This is a genomic window from Fodinicurvata fenggangensis DSM 21160 (genome assembly GCF_000686045.1).
Lineage (GTDB): Bacteria > Pseudomonadota > Alphaproteobacteria > Kiloniellales > DSM-21159 > Fodinicurvata > Fodinicurvata fenggangensis.
The window spans coordinates 618,021-632,326 of the sequence record NZ_JMLV01000001.1 but is presented as its reverse complement, the minus strand read 5'-3'; the positions used below and the strand labels follow the sequence as shown (position 1 = coordinate 632,326).

At 58.4% G+C, this 14,306-nt stretch carries 16 protein-coding genes; 9 read left to right on the top strand and 7 right to left on the bottom strand.

Annotation, left to right across the window (positions count from 1 at the left end; genetic code table 11):
- Positions 1 to 5 precede the first annotated feature (5 nt).
- The 4 genes from fliP to csrA all read right to left on the bottom strand — a co-directional run bounded on the left by fliP (position 6) and on the right by csrA (position 1,819).
- Entirely contained in the window at positions 6 to 770 is a 765-nt protein-coding gene (gene fliP, locus BP38_RS0102975) for a flagellar type III secretion system pore protein FliP (protein WP_051608893.1), read from the bottom strand.
- Entirely contained in the window at positions 767 to 1,090 is a 324-nt protein-coding gene (locus BP38_RS18705) for a FliO/MopB family protein (protein WP_051608892.1), read from the bottom strand. Before BP38_RS18705 ends, fliP begins: the two co-directional genes overlap by 4 nt.
- A 27-nt stretch (positions 1,091 to 1,117) precedes the next feature.
- Positions 1,118 to 1,471, bottom strand: coding sequence for an EscU/YscU/HrcU family type III secretion system export apparatus switch protein (locus BP38_RS18700; protein ID WP_051608891.1), 354 nt, complete (start codon positions 1,469 to 1,471; stop codon positions 1,118 to 1,120).
- Between the two features lie 108 nt (positions 1,472 to 1,579).
- The gene (csrA, locus tag BP38_RS0102960) at positions 1,580 to 1,819 is read right to left on the bottom strand and encodes a carbon storage regulator CsrA (protein ID WP_026986509.1); all 240 of its coding nucleotides are present in this window, start codon (positions 1,817 to 1,819) and stop codon (positions 1,580 to 1,582) included.
- A gap of 137 nt (positions 1,820 to 1,956) precedes the next feature.
- On the opposite strand from csrA, the gene flgB reads away from it, so the two are divergent.
- From flgB to alaS, 9 genes are all read left to right on the top strand, one after another.
- Positions 1,957 to 2,373 (top strand): flagellar basal body rod protein FlgB, encoded by a 417-nt coding sequence (gene flgB, locus BP38_RS18695; RefSeq protein ID WP_051608890.1) that lies wholly within the window; start codon positions 1,957 to 1,959, stop codon positions 2,371 to 2,373.
- Between the two features lie 20 nt (positions 2,374 to 2,393).
- Entirely contained in the window at positions 2,394 to 2,801 is a 408-nt protein-coding gene (flgC, locus tag BP38_RS0102950) for a flagellar basal body rod protein FlgC (protein WP_026986507.1), read from the top strand.
- A gap of 52 nt (positions 2,802 to 2,853) precedes the next feature.
- On the top strand, positions 2,854 to 3,183 hold the full coding sequence (fliE, locus tag BP38_RS0102945) for a flagellar hook-basal body complex protein FliE (RefSeq protein WP_026986506.1): 330 nt from the start codon (positions 2,854 to 2,856) through the stop codon (positions 3,181 to 3,183).
- Positions 3,184 to 3,203: 20 nt separating this feature from the next.
- Positions 3,204 to 3,470, top strand: a complete 267-nt coding sequence (gene fliQ, locus BP38_RS0102940) for a flagellar biosynthesis protein FliQ (protein WP_026986505.1) — start codon at positions 3,204 to 3,206, stop codon at positions 3,468 to 3,470.
- A 5-nt stretch (positions 3,471 to 3,475) separates the two neighbouring features.
- On the top strand, positions 3,476 to 4,237 hold the full coding sequence (gene fliR / locus BP38_RS0102935; protein WP_026986504.1) for a flagellar biosynthetic protein FliR: 762 nt from the start codon (positions 3,476 to 3,478) through the stop codon (positions 4,235 to 4,237).
- A 15-nt stretch (positions 4,238 to 4,252) separates the two neighbouring features.
- Positions 4,253 to 5,350 (top strand): flagellar biosynthesis protein FlhB, encoded by a 1,098-nt coding sequence (gene flhB, locus BP38_RS0102930; RefSeq protein ID WP_026986503.1) that lies wholly within the window; start codon positions 4,253 to 4,255, stop codon positions 5,348 to 5,350.
- A gap of 86 nt (positions 5,351 to 5,436) precedes the next feature.
- Entirely contained in the window at positions 5,437 to 7,809 is a 2,373-nt protein-coding gene (locus BP38_RS18690) for a hybrid sensor histidine kinase/response regulator (RefSeq protein WP_051608889.1), read from the top strand.
- Between the two features lie 109 nt (positions 7,810 to 7,918).
- Positions 7,919 to 8,998 carry a recombinase RecA gene (gene recA, locus BP38_RS0102920; RefSeq protein WP_026986502.1) on the top strand — a complete coding sequence of 360 codons (1,080 nt, stop codon included), beginning with the start codon at positions 7,919 to 7,921 and terminating at the stop codon, positions 8,996 to 8,998.
- Between the two features lie 208 nt (positions 8,999 to 9,206).
- Positions 9,207 to 11,864, top strand: a complete 2,658-nt coding sequence (gene alaS / locus BP38_RS0102915) for an alanine--tRNA ligase (protein WP_026986501.1) — start codon at positions 9,207 to 9,209, stop codon at positions 11,862 to 11,864.
- Between the two features lie 81 nt (positions 11,865 to 11,945).
- On the opposite strand, the gene BP38_RS0102910 is transcribed toward alaS, so the two are convergent.
- From BP38_RS0102910 to BP38_RS0102900, 3 genes are read right to left on the bottom strand one after another with little or no spacing between them, the layout of a single operon-like run.
- Positions 11,946 to 12,434: a peptidylprolyl isomerase gene (locus BP38_RS0102910; RefSeq protein ID WP_026986500.1), complete on the bottom strand. Its 489-nt coding sequence runs from the start codon at positions 12,432 to 12,434 to the stop codon at positions 11,946 to 11,948.
- A 27-nt stretch (positions 12,435 to 12,461) separates the two neighbouring features.
- Positions 12,462 to 13,019, bottom strand: a complete 558-nt coding sequence (locus BP38_RS0102905; RefSeq protein WP_026986499.1) for a peptidylprolyl isomerase — start codon at positions 13,017 to 13,019, stop codon at positions 12,462 to 12,464.
- A complete protein-coding gene (locus tag BP38_RS0102900; RefSeq protein ID WP_026986498.1) occupies positions 13,016 to 14,233 on the bottom strand; it encodes an NADP-dependent isocitrate dehydrogenase in 1,218 nt (405 codons plus the stop codon). Before BP38_RS0102900 ends, BP38_RS0102905 begins: the two co-directional genes overlap by 4 nt.
- Positions 14,234 to 14,306: the final 73 nt, after the last annotated feature.

Genomic DNA, 14,306 nt, shown 5'->3' with positions numbered 1-14,306 from the left:
CAGCTTCAATAGCTCTGGATCAGGCTGCCTGCGATCAGGTACCAGCCATCGACAAGCACGAAGAAGATCAGCTTGAAGGGCAGGGAGATCATGACCGGCGGCAGCATCATCATGCCCATGGACATCAGGATCGAGGCCACGACCATGTCGATGATGAGGAAGGGCAGGAAGATCAGGAAGCCAATCTCAAACGCACGCCTCAGTTCGCTGATCATGAAGGCCGGGATCAGGATACGCAAAGGCGTGGCTTCCGGAGCTTCGATCTCTTCGACCTCGGAAAGGTCGGCAAAGAGCTGAAGGTCGCGCTCGCGGACGTGGGCCAGCATGAAGTCGCGAACGGGATCGCTGGCCCGCTCGAACGCCGTCATCTCGTCGATTTCCTCTTCGATCAGGGGAACGACAGCCTCGTCGTACACCCGCTCGAAGGTCGGCATCATGATGAAGGCGGTCAGGAAGAGTGCCAGTGAGACCAGGACCATGTTGGGTGGCGTTTGCTGCAGGCCCAGTGCGCTTCGCAGGAAGGAAAGCACCACCACGATCCGGGTGAACGACGTGACCATGACCAGGATCGAGGGCGCCAGGCTGAGGATCGTGACAAGGATAACCAGCTGCAGGATCCGGCTGGTCGTGGAGCCGTCCTCTCCGCCCAGGTCGAGACTCAGGCTTTGCGCAAGTGCCGGCGCTCCGACGACCGCGAACAACAGGGACAGGCCGGCGGCAATTGCCAGAACCAGGCCGGGTTTCTTCACCCAGTGCCCTGCAGCGCTCAAGACGCATCTCCATCGTCCGGTTGGCTGTCCTTGTGCGGATCATCACTTCTGCTGCTGTCGATCAGGAGGTCCGGCGCATTTCCCGGATTGAGCAGGATAAGGTGCTCGCGCCGATCCCATTGCAGCAGCACGAGCCTTTTCTTGGAATCGAGGGGCAGGGCCTCGATCACTTTCAGCCGCTTTTCCTTCTTGCTGGATGGGGCGAGGGCGCCCAGGCGTCCAGCCAGACCCGAGCGGCGGGCGATCCATGCAAGGCCCAGAAGAAGGGCGATAACGACGCCCAAGGCAATCAGAAAGCGTATGTAGTCTCCTGGATCCATGTTCTGCCCCTGTTAATCCTGAACCTGTCAATCCTGTCCCTGGGAAGTCCGCCCATACGGACTCGCAGCCGTCTGTCCAAGGCTCCTGTCTGCCTGATAAAGCCGGGTAAGGATTTCCGCAACCGCTGCCAGCGCGATCGGAGGGATTTCGCTATCCGGCTCAAGAGTGGCCAGGATCTCTGCCAGAGCCGCATCCTGACGGACCTTTACGTTGTGGCTGAAGGCAAGCGAGAGGATCTGCTCCGCCAATACACCTTCGCCCCGTGCGACGACGCGGGTGGTATCAGCGGCTTCACCTTCCAGGGCAACAGCCAGTGTTCGCTGCCCGCCCGGTCTGGAGGTGGGGTCGTAATCGGGGTTATCCGAGGATGACCGAGTCATCACAGTCTTTCATTCCGTATCCAGAGGAGAACGCCTCCTGGAGGGTAGGATGAAGGCTTATGGTTAAGGAAGTATTGAGGCGCCTGCAATTCCTGGACAGACCTGAGTTCAGGATTCCACACCGTCCTTGGTGGTTTCATCCTCTTCCAGGCTCAAGGCCGCACTGCCATTCGCGGCGGACCGGTTCTCGGCCTGGATACGCTCGTGAATCTCTTCGCGCAGGACACTTGCGTCAGCAGGAAAGGTAAAGCCCAGTTTTATGGATTTTCCACGGATATCTACGACAGTGACTGTGATGTCGTCATTAATGATGACCGATTCACCTATCTTTCGTGTCAGATACAGCATCGGCGGGCGAAGCTCCTGTTCCGGCCATCAAATTACATGCACTCCAGCCTGAATCGTTTGTAACAGCATTTACACTTTCTTAACAAGTCCTGTGCCACGCTGAGGTTGATCGATTGTACTCTGCCCGGAAGAGCGTGATGAGCGACAAGTTCGCACTTTTTGACGTTTTCGCAAAGCGCATGGACTGGCTGTCCCAACGGCAATCCGTTCTCTCTCAGAACATTGCCAATGCGGATACGCCCGGTTACGTGAGTCAGGATCTCAAAGAAGGCTCTTTCGAGCGCATGCTGCAGGGGCGAAACCTGCTTATGCAGACCACAGCCACGCATTCGGGGCACATGAGCGGGACGCGTGATCTAGGGCCGGGACAGCAAGTCCGCCAGGATGAGGTGCGTGATCGCTATGAGACCGTGCCGTCCGGCAATTCCGTGGTGGTCGAGAATGAGTTGGGCAAGATCGCGGACACGCAAATGCACTACTCAACGGTCACCAACCTCTATTCCAAGTATACACAAATGTACAAGATGGCTGCCGGCGGCGGCGGATCCAGATAGACCAGGGAACGGACAAAGCCATGGATCTCTTCAATACCCTGACCATTTCGGCTGACGGCATGAAGGCGCAGGGCACGCGCCTGCGCACCATTGCCGAGAACCTGGCCAATGCCGATTCCACTGCTTTGGAGCCGGGGGGCGAGCCCTATCAGCGCAAGGTGGTCAATTTCCAGAATGTGCTGAATCGCGAGATCGGCGCGGAAACAGTCGAAGTGGGCAAGGTCACGCTTGATCAGAGCGAGTTTGGTCAGCGCTTCGACCCCGGCCATCCCGCCGCGAATGAGGATGGCTATGTGCTGCTGCCCAATGTGAATTCGCTGATCGAGTTGACGGACATGCGCGAAGCCCAGCGCAGTTACGAGGCCAATCTGCGCGTACAGCAAAGTTCCCGCAGGATGCTGGAACAGACAATCAACCTTCTGCGATAGCTCGCAATAACGCCCAGGAAGGCTGACAGACAGGACCTGAAAGGGACAGACGATGGTCAGTATCAACGAAGCCGTATCGGCCTATTCGCAGCTGGGGGGCGTGGCCGGAAAGGCTGCCGGCACCAGCGGCACGACCTCGCCGGTTTCCGGCGGAGGAGGCGAAGGCGGTGATTTTACCCAGGCGCTGAAGGAAGCGACAGAAGGGGCGGTCGAGACCATGCGGGGCGGCGAGGAACAGAGTTTTCGCGCCGCCACGGGCAATGCCGACATGAACGAAGTCGTCATGGCGGTCAGCAAGGCCGAGTTGACACTGCAGACTGTAGTGTCGATAAGAGACAAGGCTGTGCAAGCCTATCAGGACATCTTGCGCATGCCGATCTGACACTCGCGCGGTGATTCATCATGGAGTCTGCTGAAGCCATAGCGGTTACCCGGGAGGCTGTCTGGGTGATGCTGAAGGTTTCCGGACCGATTCTTCTGGTCGCCTTGGCTGTCGGGCTGGTGATTGCGCTCTTTCAGGCCTTGACGCAGATGCAGGAGATGACCCTGTCCTTCGTGCCGAAGATTCTGGCCATCTTCGTTTCCATCATCCTCTTCCTGCCATTCATGCTGACCACCTTGACCGAGTTTGCCGAAGGACTGGTTGATCACATCGTGGCGTCTGGCTGAGCGAGATGCTTGAAGAACTGCTGCCAGCGGGAGTTTTTGCCTATCTGCTGGTATTCGCCCGCGTCGGGTCGGCTTTTATCCTGCTGCCGGGAATTGGCGAGACCTATATCAATACGCGCACCCGGCTGGCTCTTGCTCTCATGGTGACACTCGTTGTCAGTCCGGTCCTGGCCGGTACGCTTCCGGCCATGCCGGCTGCGCCGATGATGCTTCTGGTCCTGCTGGCGGGCGAAATCATGATCGGTGTCTTCCTGGGGACTCTGGGACGTCTTTTCATCAACGCACTCAATGTGGTGGGCATGATCGTGGCACAGACTTCCGCAATGGCGAATGCCCTGGTCAACGATCCCGTCAGTGCCCAGCAGGCGTCGATCGCCAGCGGCTTTCTTACCGTAACCGCCTTGTTGCTGATCTTCATCCTGGAAATTCATCATCTGGCGATTGAAGCCGTCGTCGCGAGCTATGACGTGATGCGGCCGGGAGAGGTGGTCCCGGTGGGCGACATGGCCGATATGGTTGCGCGGACCGTGGCGGATACCTTCGTGCTGGCGGTCAAGATGTCAGCGCCCTTCATTGCCGTCGCCATGTTCTTCTATGTTGGATTGGGGTTGCTGTCGCGCCTCATGCCGCAGATGCAGGTCTTCTTCATTGCTCTGCCATTGCAAATCGTACTGGGTCTTATGGTCCTGATGCTCAGCCTTCCAATCATAATGCGCCTGTTTCTGGGGGAGATGGAACAAACCTTCATCTCCTTCATTGGAAACTAGGCAGGAAGGCGAACCATGGCCGAGGAACAGAAGGACGACGCCCAGAAAACCGAGGAACCGACCCCGAAGCGGTTACAGGACGCGCGCGAGAAAGGGCAGGTCGCGCGTTCCCAGGAGGTCAATCACTGGTTCATCATTCTGGGATTCGCGCTGGTTCTCGGGATCATGTCGCCCTGGATGGTGAACCAAATCGGATTGGCTCTGTTGCCCTTCATCGAGCGTCCACATGATTTCATGGTGGAGAGCGACACCGCACGCACGCTCATGTACAACACGGTGAAGGATGTAGGGCTTGCGCTGGCCCTCCCCTTCCTGGTCCTGATGCTGCTGGCCCTGGCATCGGGTTTCATGCAGTTCGGCCTGATTTTTTCCTTCGAGAGCATGAAGCCGAAACTGTCGAAACTGTCCCTGGTTTCCGGTTTCAAGAAGATCTACGGCAGTCGTGCGCTCATGGAATTCCTGAAGGGTGTCCTGAAGATCACGCTGATCGGCGTTGTCATAGCGGCCGTGATCTGGCCGGAAGGACAGAAGATCATCAATCTGAGCGATCTGCAGCCCCAGGAAATCCTCGTTTTCCTGAGAGCGGAAGCCCTGCGTCTTCTCGTGGCGGTTCTTGCCGTCATGACGGTCATTGCGGCGATGGACTTTGCCTATCAGCGCTATAAGCATATCAAGGAAATGCGCATGACGCGCCAGGAGGTGCGTGACGAGACAAAACAGTCCGAGGGTGATCCCCTGGTCAAGAGCCGCCTGCGCCAGATCCGTATGGAACGGGCCAAGCGACGGATGATGGCGGCCGTGCCCTCGGCAGATGTCGTGGTCACCAACCCGACCCACTATTCCATCGCCTTGAAGTACAATTCCGACGAGATGAATGCTCCCACCGTTGTGGCCAAGGGAATCGACGAGGTGGCCCTTCGTATCCGTGAGGTTGCCCGGCAGAACGAGGTTCCTCTTGTCGAGAACCGTCCCTTGGCACGGGCCCTCTATGATGCGGTTGAAATTGACGAGGAAGTGCCCCCCGAGCACTACAAGGCCGTTGCCGAGATTATCGGCTACGTGATGCGCATTCGTGGGCAGATTTCCGGCAGGGGCGGGGCGACGCAGTCCTGATAGATGTGAACGGGGATTTCGCGCGAAGGCGGGATCCGTGCTAACAAGATTTGAAGTCGCTTAGGGAATAGGGACATTCAGGGACGATGATTCTGGGGGGGATACTCGAACTGGGGCTGCTTGGCGCCCTGATTTTCGGGTTTGCGATTCTGCTTTGGCGGCACCTGCGAATCAGGCACCGGTTAAAGCTGTTCGAATCGGCCGCTGCGGCCGTTGAAGACCCAATGCAGGTGGTGCGCCGCGGACAGCGGGTGCTGCTGTCCAATCCGGCCTGTGACGCTTTGCCCATGCAGGCGGACCAAACCCTGCCGGACTGGGTTCTCGAACAGCTTTCCACAGCGGAGGAACGCGCCGAGGTCGAACGTCTGCAACGCCAGCTTGAAACAGGTATGCACGGTGAGACCGAGATTGCCCTGCCGGATGAAGAAGGTGGCGATAATGCGGTGCTGTGGTATCGCATCAGCGCTTTTCCTTTCCCGGGCAGAGCTAGGGAATCTCTCTGGACCATGCGCAACATCACGATGCGCCGGCAGATGGAATTGGTGCTGCGTAATGAACACAAGCGCTTCTTCGACCTGTTGGAACATGCGCCCGTCGGCTTCTATTCAGTGGATGGGGAAGGGCGGTTCATCTATATCAATCGCATCATGGCCGAGTGGCTGGGACGCAGCGTTCGCGAACTCACACAAGGCAGCCTGCGCCTTCATGATATTCTCGCTTCCCGCGAGCAACTGCCACATTCGGCGTACCTGCCGTTCGTGAATGAACAGCGCGAAGGTGAAGTGGAGTTGCTCTGTGCAGGCGGCGGCAGCTTTACAGCCCTGATCATACAGGACCAGGTCGAGGACACTGGAAGTGCGGGCGGCTTGCGTACCCGATCCGTCGTGCGCCACCTGACAGCAGAGCGGCAGACGGAAGCGGCCTTGGAGCTGACTGAGCAACGTTTCCAGCGCTTGTTCAGTGAAGCGCCGGTGGGGATTGCCTTGTTGAACCGCGATGGCCGCATCACCGAATGCAACCGCGCCTTCCAGGACATGGTCGATGACGAGGGGCGCAGTCCTGTGGGGCAGGACCTGGCTGACCTGGTGGAAGCGGATTCGCGGGCGCGTGTGCATGCGGCGGTGGAGCAGGCCCTGTTGCCGGATTCAGAGGCTGCAGGATCCTCCTTTGCAGAAGTACAGCTGACCTGTGCCAGGGAATTGCGCTGCTCGTTGACGCTGCGAAGTTTCGGTCAGGAGGCCGAACACGGCCTGATTGTTCACATGATCGATACGACCGAACAGAAAGCCCTGGAGGTGCAGTTCGCACAGTCCCAGAAAATGCAGGCGGTCGGCCAGCTTGCCGGCGGCATCGCCCATGACTTCAACAATCTGCTGACGGCCATGATTGGTTTCTCGGATCTGCTGTTGTTGCGGCACCGGCCGGGTGACCAGTCTTTCGTGGACATCATGCAGATCAAGCAGAATGCAAACCGTGCCGCCAATCTGGTGCGCCAGTTGCTCGCCTTTTCCAGGCAACAGACTCTGCAGCCCAGGGTGCTCAACGTGACGGACATCCTGGCGGAAATCTCACACCTGCTGAGGCGTCTGATCGGAGAGCGCATCGACCTGAAAGTCGTACACGGTCGGGACCTGGGACCGGTCAAGGCGGACCAGGGGCAGCTGGAACAGGTGATTATCAATCTTGCGGTGAATGCACGCGATGCCATGCAGGATGGAGGGCGCCTGTTCATCCGGACCAGCAATGTCAGTTTCGGAAATGCCCAGCGGTTCGGCAACGAGACTGTTCCGCCCGGCGAGTATGTGCAGATCGAGGTGGAGGATACCGGATCCGGCATTTCGCGGGAGAATCTGAACCGGATCTTCGAGCCGTTTTTCTCAACCAAGGAGGTTGGCGAAGGAACCGGCCTAGGGCTTTCGACAGTCTATGGCATCGTCAAGCAGACGGGCGGTCACATCTTCGTGGACAGTCACCTGAACAAGGGAACACGCTTTTCCATCTACCTTCCGCAACACAGCAGGGAGCGCCAGGAAGCGGACGAGGCTGATCCACAGGCTTCACGGGATCTTACCGGTCGGGGAACCGTCCTGCTGGTGGAGGATGAGGACGCCGTTCGCTCTTTCTCGTCACGGGCCTTGCGCAACAAGGGCTATCAGGTGCTCGAGGCGCGTTCAGGTGAAATGGCTCTGGATATCCTGCAGGGAACACCGGACAATTCCGAAGAAGATCCTGGCAACATCAACCTGCTGATTACGGATGTGGTGATGCCGCAGCTTGATGGACCGTCGCTTGTGCGCAAGGCACGTGAACTCTTCCCGGAACTGAAGGTGATCTTCATCTCGGGGTATGCCGAGGATTCCTTCCGCGAACAGATGGACGGCGATGAAGGCATCTATTTCCTGCCCAAGCCCTTCAGTCTGAAACAACTGGCGGGAAAGGTTAAGGAAGTCATGGGGTAAGGCTGTATGTTCCCCTTTTGATCTCTCTTCTTGTCAGATGGGAACATAACGAGTACATTCTGGTCATTGCAGCGACTCCGGTTGCATGGGATAAGGGGGAGCTCTTCCAATGTCAGAAATGGTGCTCGAACTCGTGAACAAAGAAACTTCCGATCGCAACAAGGCACTGGATGCCGCACTTTCCCAGATCGAAAGGGCATTCGGTAAGGGCTCCGTCATGCGTCTCGGCCAACGCGAGGTGGTTGAAACGGAGTTTGTTTCCACCGGCTCACTGGGCCTGGACATTGCCCTGGGAATTGGCGGGCTGCCTCGTGGACGCGTGGTCGAAATCTATGGCCCGGAATCCTCGGGCAAGACCACGCTTGCGCTGCACGTCGTCGCAGAAGCACAGAAGGCAGGCGGAGCCTGTGCCTTCGTTGATGCGGAACATGCTCTTGATCCCAGCTATGCAAAGAAGGTCGGCGTCGATATCGAGGAACTCCTGATTGCCCAGCCCGATGCTGGGGAACAGGCCCTGGAGATTTCCGACACCCTGGTTCGTTCAGGCGGTCTGGATGTTCTGGTCATCGACTCCGTTGCTGCACTGGTGCCACGCGCTGAACTGGAAGGCGATATGGGCGACCAGATGCCCGGCCTTCAGGCGCGCCTGATGAGTCAGGCCTTGCGCAAACTGACGTCCTCGATTTCCCGGTCGAACTGCCTGGTGATCTTTATCAACCAGATCCGCATGAAGATCGGTGTCATGTTCGGCAGTCCCGAGACCACCACGGGCGGCAATGCCCTGAAGTTCTACTCGTCTGTCAGGCTGGATATCCGCCGTATCGGGTCGATCAAGGACAAGGATACCGTCGTGGGGAACCAGACCCGCGTGAAGGTGGTGAAGAACAAGATGGCCCCCCCATTCAGGCAGGTCGAATTCGACATCATGTACGGCGAAGGCATTTCCAAGACGGGAGAAATCCTGGACCTCGGGGTTCAGGCGGGCGTTGTTGAAAAGTCCGGCGCATGGTTTTCCTATTCAGGTCAGAGAATTGGCCAGGGGCGCGAGAACGCGCGGCGCTTCCTGAAGGAGAATCCGGATGTCGCGGAATCGATCCAGCATGCGGTGCGCTCGAATGCTGGCATGGTTTCCGATGCAATGCTGGCCGAAGAGAAGCCGGAATCTGATGACGCGGAAAGCAGTGAGTGATCGTTCGGCCCATTGCGAATAGGCGAACGCCTCGAATCTGTTTTTGACCGTGAACGAAGACGGCCAGGTTACCTTGTTGCCTGTATACTGAGCGATAATGAGCGGGGCATTGCCTTGAAGGCGGGCCCTTACCAAATCCTGCCTTGTGTAAAGCACTGCAGACGCCTTAAATCTGCGGCAGACAATCTCGTGTATCCAACAGGCAGTCATGACGATAACAACCAACGACATTCGCAGCCGCTTTCTTGAGTTTTTCGAGCGAAACGGACACGAGATCGTGTCCTCTTCACCGCTCGTGCCGCGCAACGATCCGACCCTGCTGTTCACCAATGCGGGCATGGTCCAGTTCAAGAATGTGTTTACCGGGGCAGAGACGCGGCCCTATTCACGTGCCGTGACCTCTCAGAAATGCGTGCGCGCGGGTGGAAAGCACAATGATCTTGAGAATGTCGGATACACGGCGCGCCATCATACCTTCTTCGAGATGCTGGGAAATTTCTCTTTCGGCGACTACTTCAAGGAGCGCGCCATCGAGCTGGCGTGGGAATTGGTAACCAAGGAGTTCGGACTTCCCAAGGACCGGCTTCTGGCAACTGTCTATCACGAGGATGATGAGGCCTATGACCTCTGGCGGCGGGTGGCCGGCCTGCCGGACGACCGGATCATTCGTATCCCCACTTCGGACAACTTCTGGGCCATGGGAGATACCGGGCCCTGCGGACCTTGTTCCGAAATATTCTTCGACCACGGCGAAGGCATACCAGGTGGACCGCCGGGAAGTCCGGACGAAGATGGCGATCGTTTCATCGAGATCTGGAATCTCGTCTTCATGCAGTACGAACAGTTGGCCGAAGGGGAGCGGCATGACCTGCCAAAGCCCTCGATCGATACCGGCATGGGGCTGGAGCGAATAGCCGCCGTCCTGCAGGGCAAGCACGACAATTACGACATCGACCTGATGCGCTCGTTGATCGAGGCTTCCGCGGAGGCCAGTGGCACCGAGCCCGACGGTCCCCACGGGGTTTCACACCGCGTTATCGCCGACCACCTGCGCGCCGCTTCCTTCCTGATTGCCGATGGTGTCCTGCCGGCGAAGGAAGGACGTGGATATGTGCTGCGTCGCATCATGCGACGGGCCATGCGTCATACGCACATGTTGGGAGCGCGTGATCCGGTGCTTTGGCGCCTGGTGCCGGCTCTTGTCAAGCAGATGGGGGGAGCTTTTCCGGAACTCAATCGTGCTCAGGCCCTGGTTGAGGAAACGCTCAAGCTTGAGGAAACACGCTTCAAGGACACGCTTGGCCGTGGCTTGAAATTGCTGGAAGAAGAAATGGGACGCCTGGGAGAGAGCGATCTCCTGCCCGGCGAGGTCGCTTTCAAGCTGTATGACACCTACGGTTTCCCACTTGATCTGACACAGGACATTCTGCGCGGGCAAAACCGGTCCGTTGACGTTGCGGGTTATGAAGCGGCCATGGAGCGCCAGCGGGAAACGGCCCGCAAATCCTGGAGCGGCTCCGGTGAAACCGTGGCGGAAGCACTCTGGTTCGATCTGCATGAAAAGCACGGTGCGACCGAGTTTCTTGGCTACGAGACCGAAACGGCCGAAGGAGTCGTCCAGGCCATCGTTGTCGAGGGCAAGGAAGTCGAAACAGCCGACGCCGGACAGAAGGTCGACTTCCTGACTAACCAGACGCCCTTCTATGGAGAAAGTGGCGGTCAGATGGGGGACACGGGCTTGGTCTTCGCCCCGGATGGTGTCGAGGTGCAGGTCGAGGATACGACCAAGAAGGCTGGCGAGCTGCATATCCACCATGGACATGTGCGCAAGGGCAGCCTGCGTGTTGGAGAGGCCGTGGAAATGCGTGTGAACGGTGCACGTCGCAGGAATCTGCGCGCGCATCACTCCGCCACACACCTGCTGCACGAGGCCTTGCGCCGTCGGTTGGGCGAGCATGTGACCCAGAAGGGGTCATTGGTGGCGCCGGACCGCCTGCGTTTCGATTTCAGTCACCCCCATCCGCTTTCCCGCGACGACCTGATTGCGATCGAGGACATGGTCAATGCCCGCATTCGCGAGAATGCCGAGGTGCAAACCCGCTTCATGACGCCGGATGAGGCCATTAACGAAGGGGCGTTGGCACTGTTCGGGGAAAAATACGGGGACGAGGTCCGCGTGGTGTCCATGGGAGGCCTGGACGAGGAGAAAGGGGCGAACCACAGTTTCTCAACGGAACTCTGTGGTGGAACTCATGTGAGCCGCGTCGGGGACATCGGCTTTTTCAAGATCATTTCCGAACAGGCCTTGGCCGCCGGTGTGCGCCGCATTGAAGCCATGGTGGGTGACTCTGCCCTCAAGTACGTTGAGGCGCAGGAAGAGTTGCTTGGCAACACGGCGAGCAGCCTCAGGGTTTCACCCACAGAGGTTCCAGACCGGATCACGGCCTTGTTGGAAGAGCGCCGCCGGCTGGAGAAAGAAGTTTCCGATCTGCGCCGCAAACTTGCTGCAGGCGGCACGGGCGGAGCGATGACCCGCGAAGTCAACGGGACTCGGCTGGCAGCGCGCGTCATGGAGGATATTCCGGCCCGGGACCTGAAACCCATGGCCGATGACCTGAAGAAGCAGCTGGGATCGGGCGTCACTGCATTGATTGCGACGAACGATGGCAAGGCCTCTCTCGTCGTCGGCGTGACGGACGACCTGACAGAGCGTTATTCGGCTGTTGACCTTGTTCGGGTAGGCGCCGAAGCCCTGGGCGGTAAAGGCGGTGGTGGGCGTCCTGACATGGCCCAGGCCGGCGGTCCCAATGCCGAGCAGGCCGATGCGGCATTGGCCGCGATAGAGGCTGCTCTCTCCAATGGATGAGCCGGACGCTGGCTGAGTCGATGATTGAGCCGTATTGCAGGGCTGAAATGACAAAGGCCGGCCAAATTGGCCGGCCTTTGTTTACTGCTGGGTGTCAGCGAGAATGTGTGCGCTGACTATGTTGTCCGGGTCTGGAACGCGGCCTGATGGATCTCCAGGGGGCGCCTTGGTCAAGGCATCGACCGCTTGCATCCCTTCGATGACTTCTCCCCAGACGGTATATTGCCCCTTCAGCCAATCAGCATCGTCGAGGCAGATGAAGAACTGACTGTCCGCACTGTCCGGATGCTGTGCGCGGGCCGCACCTACAGTGCCGCGGTGAAAAGGAGCATCGCTGAACTCGGCTTTCAGGTTGTGGCCTGAACCACCGGTTCCTGTACCGTGAGGGCAGCCGGTCTGGGCCATGAAACCGTCGATAACGCGGTGGAAAGACAGGCCGTCATAGAATCCGTCGCGCACCAGTTCCTTGACGCGATCCACATGTGCCGGTGCCAGCTCCGGCTTCAGTGCTATTGTGACCTGCCCGGTGTCGAGTTTCAGGACAAGAGTGTTCTCGGGATCAAGAGACATGTTGTGGCTCGCTTGTCGTGGTGGGGACTATTCGATGTCCGAGAGAACACGCATACGCACGATTTCATCGGGGTTGTCGACGGTGCCGCCGCGTTGCTGGTCGCCTTTCTTAATTTCGTCGACCAGTGGCATTCCCTGGCGAACCTCTCCCCAGACCGTGTATTCGCCATCCAGCCAGGGGGCGCGTTCAAACGTGATGAACCATTGACTGTTGGCGCTGTCCGGGTCCTGGGAACGGGCCATGCCAACAGTTCCGCGCTTGAACGGCCGATCGGAAAATTCGGCTTCCAGATCCGGCAACTCGGAGCCACCGCGGCCGGTTCCGGTCGGGTCTCCCGTTTGCGCCATGAAGCCATCGATAACGCGGTGGAACTTCAAGCCATCATAGAACCCGTCGCGTACCAGCTTGCGGATTCGGTCTACATGAGCCGGGGCCACCTCGGGCAGCATCTCGATCAGGACGCGGCCATCCTTGAGGTCCATCACAAGGACGTTTTCACTGGCCGGCGCCTCCTGCGCCGCTGCGGTTTGCAGCGGCAACAGGAGTGCAAAGGCCATGACAAGGCTACGTATCAAGGCGGTCATGCGTTGATAACCTTCTGCAGGTTGGCGTCCAGCTTGTCCAGGAACTGGTTGGTGGTCAGCCACTTCTGGTCGGGGCCGATCAACAGGGCCAGGTCCTTGGTCATGTCACCATTCTCCACGGTATCGATGCAGACCTTTTCGAGCTTCCTTGCAAAATCGATCACCTCGGGTGATTCGTCAAAGGTGCCCCGGTAGAACAGTCCGCGGCTCCAGGCGAAGATGGAGGCGATCGGATTTGTGGAGGTTTCCTTGCCTTCCTGGTGAAGTCGGTAGTGGCGCGTGACCGTGCCGTGTGCAGCCTCGGCTTCCACCGTCTTTCCATCCGGAGTCATAAGAACCGAGGTCATCAGGCCCAGAGAGCCGAAGCCCTGCGCCACGGTGTCGGACTGCACGTCGCCGTCATAGTTCTTGCAGGCCCAGACAAAGCCGCCGGACCATTTCAGTGCGGCGGCAACCATGTCGTCGATCAGACGGTGTTCATATGTGATTCCCGCCTTGTCGAAGGCTTCCTTGAATTCGCTGTCGAAGACTTCCTGGAACAGGTCCTTGAAGCGACCGTCATAGGCCTTGAGGATCGTGTTCTTGGTGGAGAGGTAGACAGGATAACCGCGCTGCAGGCCGTAGTTAAAGCAGGAGCGGGCGAAGCCGCGGATCGATTCATCCTCGTTGTACATACCCATGGCAACGCCACTGTCCGGGAAGTTGTGAACTTCGCGCGTAACAGGCTCTCCGCCGTCGTCGGGTGTATAGGTGATGGTGAGTTTTCCAGGTCCGGGAACTGTAAAGTCAGTCGCCTTGTATTGGTCCCCGTATGCGTGGCGTCCGATGATAATGGGCTGGGTCCAGCCCGGCACGAGACGCGGAACGTTCTTGCAGATGATAGGCTCACGGAAGACGGTTCCGTTCACGATATTGCGGATGGTGCCGTTCGGTGAACGCCACATCTTCTTCAGTCCGAATTCCTCGACCCGTCCTTCATCGGGTGTGATCGTGGCGCACTTAACACCAACGCCGTATTTCTTGATGGCCTCTGCGGCATCAACCGTGATCTGATCATCCGTGCGGTCGCGTTCCTGGACACTCAGATCGTAGTATTTCAGGTCAACGTCGAGATAGGGCAGGATCAGCTTGTTCTTGATGAAATCCCAGATGATGCGAGTCATCTCGTCGCCGTCGAGTTCGACGATCGGATTCTGAACCTTGATTTTAGCCATTGCGTATCCGTCTCTGTCTTGAGGTGGGTGTCAGGTGCTGCGCAGAATAGCAGGCTTGCCTCAGGCTACAAGC

What these genes read in the sequence shown, in the direction of transcription:
- BP38_RS18705 (WP_051608892.1), bottom strand. Translation starts at nt 1,090, where the DNA reads ATGGATCCAGGAGACTACATACGCTTTCTGATTGCCTTGGGCGTCGTT.
- BP38_RS18700 (WP_051608891.1), bottom strand. Translation starts at nt 1,471, where the DNA reads ATGACTCGGTCATCCTCGGATAACCCCGATTACGACCCCACCTCCAGA.
- csrA (WP_026986509.1), bottom strand. Translation starts at nt 1,819, where the DNA reads ATGCTGTATCTGACACGAAAGATAGGTGAATCGGTCATCATTAATGAC.
- flgB (WP_051608890.1), top strand. Translation starts at nt 1,957, where the DNA reads ATGAGCGACAAGTTCGCACTTTTTGACGTTTTCGCAAAGCGCATGGAC.
- flgC (WP_026986507.1), top strand. Translation starts at nt 2,394, where the DNA reads ATGGATCTCTTCAATACCCTGACCATTTCGGCTGACGGCATGAAGGCG.
- fliE (WP_026986506.1), top strand. Translation starts at nt 2,854, where the DNA reads ATGGTCAGTATCAACGAAGCCGTATCGGCCTATTCGCAGCTGGGGGGC.
- fliQ (WP_026986505.1), top strand. Translation starts at nt 3,204, where the DNA reads ATGGAGTCTGCTGAAGCCATAGCGGTTACCCGGGAGGCTGTCTGGGTG.
- fliR (WP_026986504.1), top strand. Translation starts at nt 3,476, where the DNA reads ATGCTTGAAGAACTGCTGCCAGCGGGAGTTTTTGCCTATCTGCTGGTA.
- flhB (WP_026986503.1), top strand. Translation starts at nt 4,253, where the DNA reads ATGGCCGAGGAACAGAAGGACGACGCCCAGAAAACCGAGGAACCGACC.
- BP38_RS18690 (WP_051608889.1), top strand. Translation starts at nt 5,437, where the DNA reads ATGATTCTGGGGGGGATACTCGAACTGGGGCTGCTTGGCGCCCTGATT.
- recA (WP_026986502.1), top strand. Translation starts at nt 7,919, where the DNA reads ATGTCAGAAATGGTGCTCGAACTCGTGAACAAAGAAACTTCCGATCGC.
- alaS (WP_026986501.1), top strand. Translation starts at nt 9,207, where the DNA reads ATGACGATAACAACCAACGACATTCGCAGCCGCTTTCTTGAGTTTTTC.
- BP38_RS0102910 (WP_026986500.1), bottom strand. Translation starts at nt 12,434, where the DNA reads ATGTCTCTTGATCCCGAGAACACTCTTGTCCTGAAACTCGACACCGGG.
- BP38_RS0102905 (WP_026986499.1), bottom strand. Translation starts at nt 13,019, where the DNA reads ATGACCGCCTTGATACGTAGCCTTGTCATGGCCTTTGCACTCCTGTTG.
- BP38_RS0102900 (WP_026986498.1), bottom strand. Translation starts at nt 14,233, where the DNA reads ATGGCTAAAATCAAGGTTCAGAATCCGATCGTCGAACTCGACGGCGAC.